This window comes from Methanospirillum sp., assembly GCF_035560735.1.
GTDB lineage: Archaea > Halobacteriota > Methanomicrobia > Methanomicrobiales > Methanospirillaceae > Methanospirillum.
Genome location: NZ_DATMYY010000295.1, coordinates 1 through 6,637 on the forward strand (window position 1 = coordinate 1; position 6,637 = coordinate 6,637).

Below are 6,637 nucleotides of genomic sequence, written 5' to 3' on the forward strand. Positions count from 1 at the left end.
GAAATATCAAAAATATTAAAATTTGCTGGATTTCCTTCCTTTATTGAGTGATTTATTCCCGCAGCATCAAAACCAGTTGTGGCTGCTTGAAGAAGATCTGCCGGGGGGATTTGATAGATGGTATGAGCAAAGGAAATCTCCTGCATAATGTCAGGTTGAACAAACATGACATTATCCGTGCCGATAAGGATCCGAATACCCTGCTTATACATCTCATATACCGGGGGGTGATCCGCTGAACCAGTTACATTGAGAAGAAAGTTTGACCGCGGACAGATAACTATAGGTATCCCTGCATCCGCAATTGCTCTTATCTGGGAGGGTGCCGCATGGGTACAATGAACTAAAAGGTCAGGTTCACAGGCAAGGGCAGCATCGATATCACTGCCATCTTTTTCACCGGCATGAAAGGCTACCAGTTTTCCATCACGTTTCATCCGGCTGACGATTTCTGCATATGAGTTGATATCCCGGGCACTACTGATACCGACGCCATCACTAATTCTTTCACCACCTTCCCGACCAAGGATAACTGGCCGACATGGGAGATCTTTGCATGCCTCCCGGAGGAGTGATACTCCTGCTGTACCTCCCTCCCTGAAATCAACAAATCCTGCAGTACCACAACGAACCATGGATCTGACAGAACTTTTCATACCACTAGTAAGAAGATCCGGAGGAGTTTTTGCCAGAATCCTGTGTTTGAGACCACTTGGAGGGGTAACAAGAGACTCAAGATCGCCTGAACAGGGAAGATCCATAGCGACTGTGTCAGCAAGATGAGTATGTGCATTAAAGAATGCCGGACAGATCCATCGATCTGGGACACGCTTCTCATCCTCTATCTTATCGATTATACCATTCCTGACAACAACGGTAACAGGATGTGCAGCAAGTGGCTCGCCAAGGATTGCCATTCCACTATAGAACCTCTCATCCATCAATGAAGACCCCTAAACCTCCTTTTAAATAATCAGTCGTCGAATTATACGTATGGCAAAGAAAGCGGGTGGAAGACTTATATCTTCTGCCGGTCTCGTCAATTATTACGACAGTGAAGACCGGCGGGCAGTCCATATCAGCCCCTATGTAGTGCTTGGTGTTGCAGTTGGTATTGCAGTTATCATCTTCGCTGCTAACCTGATCAAATTCTAACACTTTTCTTTTTGGAGTGAACGTCTGATGATGTCCTCCTGCTTTGTGAAGTACATTTCATCATGGCCAGTCCATGCAGGGCAGCCTCTGAATAGAACAACAGGAACACCATTATTACTCTCACCCATAACAAAGTTTGAGAATCCGGCTATCTCATCGATCACTGCTTCTTCTGTAATCTCAAGTACTTTTCCAAAGAGATCGGTATCACCCCTGAAGTCTCTTATGGCAGTCATCCCGCTCCATCCAATTGCATGGCCGGTCTGCCCACGTCTGAATGCTCGACCACAGGTATCAGTCAGGATAACCCTGCAAGAAACTCCGGATATTTCACGAATTCTTTCAGCTAGGCGAGAAGCCTCACCCATTGGGTCAGGAGGGAGATAGACAGCATAACCATGTTCGACATTACTTGCATCAACCCCTGACCTGACCCCTACATGCCCACAGGGAAGAGCTGTCAGCGTGAATGGAGTCTCGATAACAACATCAACAGCCTGATCGAGAACCACCTGGAGAAATCTGGGATCTTCACCGGTAACTGATGCAATGGAGCATGCCTGCTCTCCCGGAATAACTTCTTCAAGTAGCCGTGAGTAACCATTTGCTTTGGAGACGATCGTGGTGGCTATGCAGAGTATGTCACCGTCTAAAAGCGTGACAGCGTTGCAGATCAATACTGCAATGTCGTCCCCTTTTTTTATGAGAGGTAATCCTCGAAGGCCGGTTACAGAAATTGAAGAATCCATAAATATGCCTGTTCTTAGGGGATGCTGTAGTAATCTCATATATCAATTTGGTTTGCAGATTTTAGAGGTGGAACATTATTCCCTAAGTCATGCTATGAAGTATCCGGAAGATTCATCAGGAACTGGAGATCTAAGGTTCAAACCATGTTTCTGGTGATCAGGTGCGGGGGTTGCTCACATATGATGACTGCGCCCGATTACCGGCATCATATGCTCTGCCCGGTATGTGGCGTGACCACTGCTCTAGAAGGGACCAGAGTGTATGTTACCTGCCGCGAGCGGGCAGTTGCAGAGAATATTGCAGAACAACTGGCCAAAATTTTTGCCCGGCGACATGGAAAAGACCTCACCGAAGACGAACTGCACATGCTGCGCCAAAGGTATGCAGCATGGGAGAGACAATCAGGCTGGTCTTGAGGATCTTCGTAGCCGGTGTATAGATGGAAACTAGAGCAGAGCAATTGCGGAAAATATCAGGAGAGGATCTCTGTGTGTATTATCAAACTCTTCTTTCTTCGTTTGGCGAGCGTGGATGGTGGCCTGCAGAAGGATGGTTTGAGACTATAGTTGGTGCCGTTCTTGCTCAGAATGTCTCATGGAATGGTGCATCTCAGGCAGTTCAGGCACTAAAAGATGAAGGACTTCTAAATCCCAGACAAATTCTCTCGAGTTCTCCTGAAACCATCGCCGCACTTATCAAATCTTCACGATATTATAATCAGAAAGCAGAACGACTGCAGATATTTGCCAGGTTCTTTTTAGATCAGTATAATGGAAACATCGACCAGATGAACCGGGAGGATACCCATATCCTCCGCAGGCTCCTCCTTGACCTCAAGGGATTCGGACCTGAAACTGTTGACTCTATCCTGCTTTATGCTTGTAACAAACCGATCTTTGTTGTTGATGCATACACCAGGAGGATAGGCTCAAGGCTCGGATGGTTTGCTGCAGATGAACCATACCAGCAGATGCAGGACTATTTTATCTCGAGACTAAAACCAGATTCTGCCCTGTTCAATGATTTTCATGCCCAGATCGTGTACCTGGGAAATTCCATCTGCAAGACCAAACCTCAATGTAATTCCTGCCCACTCCGGGACATGGAGGATCGGCTCCGGTGCAGGTATATCATCACTGTTGACCACAATATCCAAAAATGCAGAAGAAAAAATGAGACCTGATGTAACAACAGTCATCGATGAGGCATTAACCAGGACATGGAACCTGCTTTGGCCTCCACACCCCGGAGTCTGGATACGGCTTGCGATAATTGCACTCTTTCTCGGTGGAGTTGTGATAAATCCACTTAAAACTGATACAACATTATCAAGAACTGTAGATATTTCCAGCCCGGCTGCATTCGCAGGTTATATGGATCTCCTGATGACACTTTTTGCAGGGATAGTGGTGGCAGGAGTCATATATGTGGTTATCAGTTCGGTGCTCCAGTTTATCTTTGTGGACTGTCTATCATCGGGAAATATCCAGCTCACCAGAACATTACGGCTGCGGTGGGGAAAGGGGATCAGGCTCGTCGGGTTTTATCTGGTTCTTCTTCTGGTTATTCTTATTACCATGCTCTTTCTGATGATCCAAATTCTTATTCCCGGCATGCAGGGAGGGTATTTTGATCTTATGAGATTCATGATCCTGCTCATCGAGACCTTGCTAGCATCGCTCATCGTGCTCATCCCGGTATGGGTGATTGCCATTCTGACTGCTGATTTCGTTGTTCCGGTGATGATTGTCGATGATTCTGGAATTATATCTGGATGGAAGAGGATCATCAGACTCTTTTCAGGGCGATGGAGGGAGGCCGGCATCTACACAGGCCTTAAAATCCTGCTCATCTTTGTTACAGGGATAATCCTGGGTATTGTCATCTTCCTGATTAGCATCCCCCTTGGGCTCATTAATATGGCTATATCTATTGGAGCCGGACTCACACCAGACCAAGGCAATTCAGGAATTGTTATGTTTGGAGCCGGAACCGGGGCAATGATTCTCATCTCCCTCTTTCTTCTGGTTCCGGTGATCACCTTCTTCAGATACTATTCGCTGGCAGTGCTCCGTGACCTCGACCCTGACTACAACCTTCTTCCATGAATGAATTCAAACCATCTTGAATGAAACACCAGAAAATGGTAAACACCACAAAATCTTCATATGGTGCCTGCCAATGTGTGAACAGCGACCTGCATGCTGTTCAGGTCAAAAGGTGTAATATCATGGATACCCGCCCAATACTCATATCACTCCTAATCATCGGTATCTTCGGTGCTGCATTGATTGGAAGTACATCTGCTGATGGGAACACATCAACATCAGGTGTGAATCTCTCTTTGAATTCAACCAATAATTCCATCAATGGTTCTGTGAATGTCAGTTCCTATCAGGAAAAAAATCTTAATACATCCGTCGAATCCAACGAGACGGGAGATACAACAGAGGCGGGTTCAGCAGATTCAATACAAAATTTTCAGGGAAGTAATCAGGGGATGTACAGCGGTACTGAAAACCCAAACGAAGCAACTGATGTTCAGAGTTCTACCCCTGCAGGAGATCCACTTCTAAACCAATATGCACTTGGAGGAGTGAGTATTGATATTGGAGCTCACCTGATGGAAGCCAGAGGCAATGACACCAATGTATCAGCAGAGATCTCGCTGAAAGACCACACCAGTGCAAACGGGTATATCAGAACTATACAGAAAGATTTCCATTACGAAAGTAAAGTTGATACTCCGGAAGATATGCACAATTGGCCTAACCTTTAATTCACTTTGTATTCTGTCCGAAAAATGAATTGAGCAGGTACGTCAAAATAGGTTTGTTTGTGGTAAAATCATACCGCAAACAGAATATGTTGTATCAGTATGCCCCATATTTTTTTACCGCTTGAATCAATGCCTGAACATTTTCAGGTCTTGCATCTCCCGAAATTCCACCATCAACACCAGGGTAAATCATCATTCCTCCAGATTTACAGTCATCTAGCATTGATTTCATATAATCGTCGATCTTTTGTGGATTGCTTCCTATGAGGAGTGAGTTTGGCGGACCGGAAACAAGAATAATCTGATCATCAAGAATCTCTCTGACCTTTCGGGGATCTGTTTTATCAAAGACACCAACCACTTTGCCTTTGGGAAGTTCAAGCAGGGTCTCAAGATGAGCATCGTGCCGACCTTCAAAGAGGATGTATGGTGTCTGTCCCATTTTTATAACTTCAAGAAGGACTGCCTTTAAGGATGGCCAATAGAACTCATCGTACATCTTTGGATTAAGATATTCATTCAGATGCAATGGGAAGAAACATTCAACAATGTTTGTTCCAAGGGCTTTTTTTACTTCAGGCGGGACATTCCCGGTAAGTTTTGCAGATTCTGTGAGAAGAGGGACAAGTGCATCTGCCGACCGCTTTACATAATCGGGCTTGCGGTACATATCAAGCACGATATTTTTTATATCACGCAGAAAGTCACTCATCACATCGAGAGGTGCATAACTCCAGGCAGTAGGGAAGGTAGGAATTCCCATTCTTCCAAGTTCTCCGATGAGTGCTCCCTGTGCAGCCCCGGCCTTTCCAATCTCAGCTCCGAATTTCAGCATCGCAGCGTTAGCTTCAGGTGAACTTGGATCACGAAGTGCTGAACAGGTCCGGGGTAATGCAACGCGGTTGAGAAAATCGGCAGGATTTGCAATAAACTGATCATATTCATCCTGTTTCATGATCTCTTTGCCAAGAAACTGTGGATGGGCATTATCATCAAGCTCTGACCCAGGCCATTTGGTATATACATCATTCAAAATGGCATGATAGGTAGCAAGTATGAAACGGGCACCGGATGCGAGTTCAGGGGCATTTTTCATGAATGTCAGTGACATATTGGTGCCTTCAAGCCCGTTCAATATCAATAGAGAATCAAAATCAAAGTCTTTTGCAGTTTTTACGGCAGCATCATGGTTCTTGGCATAATCAAAATATATATCCTTTGCAGTATAGCCTGCATACCGGGCATGGAAAAGAGACATCATCGCGGTGATTGGAACCCTGTCTGGTTCTTTCCCATAAATGACATTTTCTAACCGGTTCAGTTTTTCATGGTAAATTTCAGTACCACCCATTGCCAATCACACTCCTGCCAGTTCTTTGATCTTCCTTACACCAACCGCGGCATCATCAGCCCATGCATCGGCCGTGGTATATTCCCGAGCCTCTTCATCACATCTTCCACCACCAATAACGATCTTTACCGGGTCTCTGAGCCCGGCTGCCTTGATTGCTTCGATGGTAGTTTTCATCGATTCTATAGCCTCAGTTAAAAGCCCACTCAAACTCACGACCTTCGGATGATGTTCGTTGATGGCTTTTACAAATTCCTCTGGTGGTTGATCCACACCAATATCCACGACATCAAAACCTTCGGCTTCAAGAAGGGCAGCAACAATATTTTTCCCGATATCATGTACATCCCCCTGCACAGTTCCGACTACGATCAAACCTTTACTGGCAATTTTATGTTCTCCAAAGAGAGGTTTTAATACCACCATAATCTGGGAAAGGATTTCACCAGCCATCATCAGATCTGAAACAAAATACCGGCCTTCCTCGAATCTTTTGCCAACAATATCTGTTGATTTCCGAACATCTTCGAGGATATTCATAGGATTTTCCTTTGCAGCGATTCGCTGATTAAGGAGGTCTATACATTTTATCTCATCAAGAT

General features: G+C 45.2%; 9 protein-coding genes. 5 read left to right on the forward strand and 4 right to left on the reverse strand.

Annotated features, from left to right (window positions below; genetic code table 11):
• On the reverse strand, positions 1 to 941 hold a 941-nt coding region (locus VN429_RS08570), incomplete at its 3' end, for an amidohydrolase family protein (protein ID WP_325632150.1).
• Positions 942 to 993: 52 nt separating this feature from the next.
• Between VN429_RS08570 and VN429_RS08575 the strand changes: the two genes are divergently transcribed.
• A complete protein-coding gene (locus tag VN429_RS08575; RefSeq protein WP_325632152.1) occupies positions 994 to 1,155 on the forward strand; it encodes a preprotein translocase subunit Sec61beta in 162 nt (53 codons plus the stop codon).
• On the opposite strand, the gene VN429_RS08580 is transcribed toward VN429_RS08575, so the two are convergent.
• Entirely contained in the window at positions 1,152 to 1,904 is a 753-nt protein-coding gene (locus VN429_RS08580) for a coenzyme F420-0:L-glutamate ligase (RefSeq protein WP_325632154.1), read from the reverse strand. The genes VN429_RS08575 and VN429_RS08580 overlap by 4 nt on opposite strands.
• Before the next feature lie 180 nt (positions 1,905 to 2,084).
• Here VN429_RS08580 and VN429_RS08585 point away from each other — a divergent pair, with 180 nt between their 5' ends.
• The 4 genes from VN429_RS08585 to VN429_RS08600 all read left to right on the forward strand — a co-directional run bounded on the left by VN429_RS08585 (position 2,085) and on the right by VN429_RS08600 (position 4,684).
• Positions 2,085 to 2,321: a hypothetical protein gene (locus VN429_RS08585; protein ID WP_325632156.1), complete on the forward strand. Its 237-nt coding sequence runs from the start codon at positions 2,085 to 2,087 to the stop codon at positions 2,319 to 2,321.
• 23 nt (positions 2,322 to 2,344) lie between these two features.
• Positions 2,345 to 3,088 (forward strand): endonuclease III domain-containing protein, encoded by a 744-nt coding sequence (locus VN429_RS08590; RefSeq protein WP_325632158.1) that lies wholly within the window; start codon positions 2,345 to 2,347, stop codon positions 3,086 to 3,088.
• Complete coding sequence (locus tag VN429_RS08595; RefSeq protein WP_325632160.1) at positions 3,078 to 4,013, forward strand: DUF7544 domain-containing protein; 936 nt, start codon at positions 3,078 to 3,080, stop codon at positions 4,011 to 4,013. The genes VN429_RS08590 and VN429_RS08595 overlap by 11 nt, the downstream gene beginning before the upstream one ends.
• Before the next feature lie 122 nt (positions 4,014 to 4,135).
• Positions 4,136 to 4,684: a hypothetical protein gene (locus VN429_RS08600; RefSeq protein ID WP_325632162.1), complete on the forward strand. Its 549-nt coding sequence runs from the start codon at positions 4,136 to 4,138 to the stop codon at positions 4,682 to 4,684.
• Positions 4,685 to 4,778: 94 nt separating this feature from the next.
• Here VN429_RS08600 and VN429_RS08605 read toward each other — a convergent pair whose 3' ends face one another.
• Complete coding sequence (locus VN429_RS08605; RefSeq protein ID WP_325632165.1) at positions 4,779 to 6,035, reverse strand: uroporphyrinogen decarboxylase family protein; 1,257 nt, start codon at positions 6,033 to 6,035, stop codon at positions 4,779 to 4,781.
• 6 nt (positions 6,036 to 6,041) lie between these two features.
• The coding region (locus VN429_RS08610; RefSeq protein WP_325632167.1) for a cobalamin B12-binding domain-containing protein at positions 6,042 to 6,637 on the reverse strand (596 nt) is incomplete at its 5' end.

Bases quoted from the DNA above. Each gene is read 5' to 3' on its own strand.
- VN429_RS08575 (WP_325632152.1), top strand. From the start codon at position 994: ATGGCAAAGAAAGCGGGTGGAAGACTTATATCTTCTGCCGGTCTCGTC.
- VN429_RS08580 (WP_325632154.1), bottom strand. From the start codon at position 1,904: ATGGATTCTTCAATTTCTGTAACCGGCCTTCGAGGATTACCTCTCATA.
- VN429_RS08585 (WP_325632156.1), top strand. From the start codon at position 2,085: ATGATGACTGCGCCCGATTACCGGCATCATATGCTCTGCCCGGTATGT.
- VN429_RS08590 (WP_325632158.1), top strand. From the start codon at position 2,345: ATGGAAACTAGAGCAGAGCAATTGCGGAAAATATCAGGAGAGGATCTC.
- VN429_RS08595 (WP_325632160.1), top strand. From the start codon at position 3,078: ATGAGACCTGATGTAACAACAGTCATCGATGAGGCATTAACCAGGACA.
- VN429_RS08600 (WP_325632162.1), top strand. From the start codon at position 4,136: ATGGATACCCGCCCAATACTCATATCACTCCTAATCATCGGTATCTTC.
- VN429_RS08605 (WP_325632165.1), bottom strand. From the start codon at position 6,035: ATGGGTGGTACTGAAATTTACCATGAAAAACTGAACCGGTTAGAAAAT.